This window comes from Spirosoma migulaei, from assembly GCF_054776855.1.
The window spans coordinates 1-2,841 of sequence record NZ_BAAHBG010000053.1; the positions used below are offsets into that span (position 1 = coordinate 1).

Below are 2,841 nucleotides of genomic sequence, written 5' to 3' on the forward strand. Positions count from 1 at the left end.
GTGGCTAAAGCCATCTCTTCTCTTTTCACCCGCGTCTGTCCACTTTCATTTGACCACATACACTCGAAGTTTTTGAAATCGCCAATTATTGATTCAATTTTAGGTATAAATTCATCAATTTTATTTTGTTCTAAATACGGATGCCTATCATCTTTTACAGTTTTATTCTTTAAAGCAATTAGCTTATTTTTTGCTTCTTTTAATGCTTTCTCTATTGATTTTATCTCTATTTCTTTTAGCGGGTGATAAACTTCTTGAATTTGTTTTTTGAAAGTTTTTCTATTATGTAAATATTCATATTCAGTGTGTGAGGTAATCCAAAGTCTATTTTGAATTACGTTAAAAACCTCTTTGAAAATTGTTTCTTTTGTTTTGTTGGGATAAATATAAAAATCTAACAGTGAAGAAGTGTCAAATATGAAAATACACTCTTTAAAAAATGCTTCTTCCCTGGCGCTAGATATCTGATAAATGTCAATACTTTTGATGTCCATTTTTGTAAAATATAATTTTGGAAATTATTGACACTATTTGTAAAGACAAATATTAAAGTATGTTTGGTGATGTAAAATCCTGCTCAACATCACATACTTTATTAATATATTCTTGTATAAAATATTTTTATGTTGGAGCTAGATTTATAGGGTATAGTAAAAAAATTAATTTTGCAATATTAATCACTAGTTTTATTGGCTTTAATTAGGTTAGTGCCTATTAGACTTGTTGCAGTGGCTTAAATTTGGAATATGAAACTTTTAATTACCGATTTAAAGACTGAGCGACAGTGGCGTTCAGCAACAGGGTTGGATCAAAAACGATTTACTAAACTCCTTCGCTTATTTGAAAAAGCTTATTTAGATTTATTTAGCCAATCCATTGAGCAACGACAGGATGAGTGTCCCGAGCAACCTTATTTGAACACCTATACCGACCTACTATTTTTTACCCTATTTTCCCGCACCGGCGGCCCGGTTAAAATCAGGTCTTACCTATGATTTATTAGGTTTGGTAACCGGTATGGACGGCTCGTCGGCCAAACGCAACCAAGACTTAGGGTTAGCTGTTTTACAGCAGACCTTAGCGGTTAGTGGCTATGCGCCTAAACGCAATTTTCGTTCGCCAGAAGAATTTCAAATTTATTTCCAAAAGCATAAAACATTGATCGTTGATGCCACTGAACAGCGCACTCAACGCCCCAAATCAGCTGACTATCAAGAATTGATGTACAGTGGCAAAAAAAATCCCACACCGTCAAGTCTATGATCATTGCTACGCCCGACCGATATGTGCATTATGTTAGCCAGTGTTGGGTCGGTAAAAGTCATGATTATAGTCTGCTCAAATATGAATTTCCACCAGAACATAATTGGTTTAAAGACCACCGAATTCGATTAGATTTAGGGTATCAGGGTTTTGATAAAGACTATGAATGTCAGCAAGTTATTCTACCTAAAAAGAAACCTCGTCAGCAAGACTTAACCGATGAAGACAAAACGGCTAATCGGCAAAAGTCGTCTGAACGGATTTATGTAGAGCATTCAATTGGTGGCATGAAACGTTACCGAATTTTGTCAGACAGATTACGCATTCATGATTGTGGAATGTACAATAAAGTGGTAGAAGTATGTGCTGGACTTTGGAACTTCTATCTATCTAACTGATTCAGCATCACCGTTGCAACATGTCTATTTATAGATAGGCCTAGTATCATAAAAAGAATACCAACAAAAATTTCACTCATTACAAGGGTTTTAGTTAATACAGTGTTGGGCTGAAGTCCAGATGGACCAACTGACATTGTAGTAAAGCTTAAAAAAAAGGAATCAATAAATGTTACGACATCGACATTGAATGATTGTTTTGAATAGTTTCCTACAAATAAATATATAATGGAATAGCTGTAGGTGATAAAAAAATAAGATACAATGATGTAAATGATAACCTCTTTCTTATTTAGGCGTTTTGCGACAATATTTTTATCATTAAAGATAAGTGACTTTCTCTTTAATTTATAAATCTGCGAAAACGTGAAATAGACAAAATCTATAATTAAAATAAATAGACATAAACAAAATAATAGGCCTAGGAAATTTGCTAACATATTTTGTGGTTCATTTTTAGAGACCATAAAAATAGGTCCTAAAAAAATACCAATTATAGGCAACACAAAAAAAAATAATAAAAAACAATTAAAAGAAAAATTCTAATTGCCTGCATGGTTATTTAACTGTTTTGTTTAAAATAAAAGAAATTACTTCTTATCATTCAGGGGAATTTCCATTTGGGTATTGCGAATCTTAAAGTACTATAGATTTCGCTCAAAATGGGTTTATGGTGATGAAATCTGAAAATTTTAAAGAACCAAATCTAAGTTAATTCTATGTAATTACTTAGTTACACTCGCAAAAAGTAAAATCTACTAATGTCTCATATTAGTAATATATATTAAATTGTCATATGTAACTATATAAAATACACTGTTTCTCGATGAATAAAATATTATTATTTTATTCATTTAGTAAATAATATATACAAAATAGCTTAAGTGGAGACTTGGTAGAGTTTAATGATTACAGCATTATAATATGTCTTATTCTGATAATTATGTAATAAAAGGTTTTGTAAGCCTTTTATTTTTTAGATATACAATAGGAAGACATTTATATTAATTACTAAATGGCTGATTACTAGTGAATATAATACTTTAACTTGACTAACACTTAGATATAATAGACTTGTGCCAGGTAGTTATTAATAATTAAGCTGTATATGGAGTTCTTCGGATCAAGGTCAAAAGTTGTGGATCAACTTGGATTAAGCATATAACTGAGTGAGCCGATA

Annotated in this window: 4 protein-coding genes; 3 read left to right on the forward strand and 1 reads right to left on the reverse strand. The window is 31.4% G+C overall.

The window, feature by feature from the left end:
* Positions 1-494: PIN-like domain-containing protein (locus ACYVGO_RS38605; RefSeq protein WP_460974137.1), on the reverse strand; the 494-nt coding region annotated here is incomplete at its 3' end.
* Positions 495-746: 252 nt separating this feature from the next.
* Between ACYVGO_RS38605 and ACYVGO_RS38610 the strand changes: the two genes are divergently transcribed.
* From ACYVGO_RS38610 to ACYVGO_RS38620, 3 genes are read left to right on the forward strand one after another with little or no spacing between them, the layout of a single operon-like run.
* A complete protein-coding gene (locus ACYVGO_RS38610; RefSeq protein WP_460974138.1) occupies positions 747-995 on the forward strand; it encodes a hypothetical protein in 249 nt (82 codons plus the stop codon).
* 22 nt (positions 996-1,017) lie between these two features.
* Positions 1,018-1,263 (forward strand): hypothetical protein, encoded by a 246-nt coding sequence (locus ACYVGO_RS38615; RefSeq protein ID WP_460974139.1) that lies wholly within the window; start codon positions 1,018-1,020, stop codon positions 1,261-1,263.
* The gene (locus tag ACYVGO_RS38620; RefSeq protein ID WP_460974140.1) at positions 1,260-1,661 is read left to right on the forward strand and encodes a transposase family protein; all 402 of its coding nucleotides are present in this window, start codon (positions 1,260-1,262) and stop codon (positions 1,659-1,661) included. The genes ACYVGO_RS38615 and ACYVGO_RS38620 overlap by 4 nt, the downstream gene beginning before the upstream one ends.
* The last annotated feature ends 1,180 nt before the right edge of the window (positions 1,662-2,841 follow it).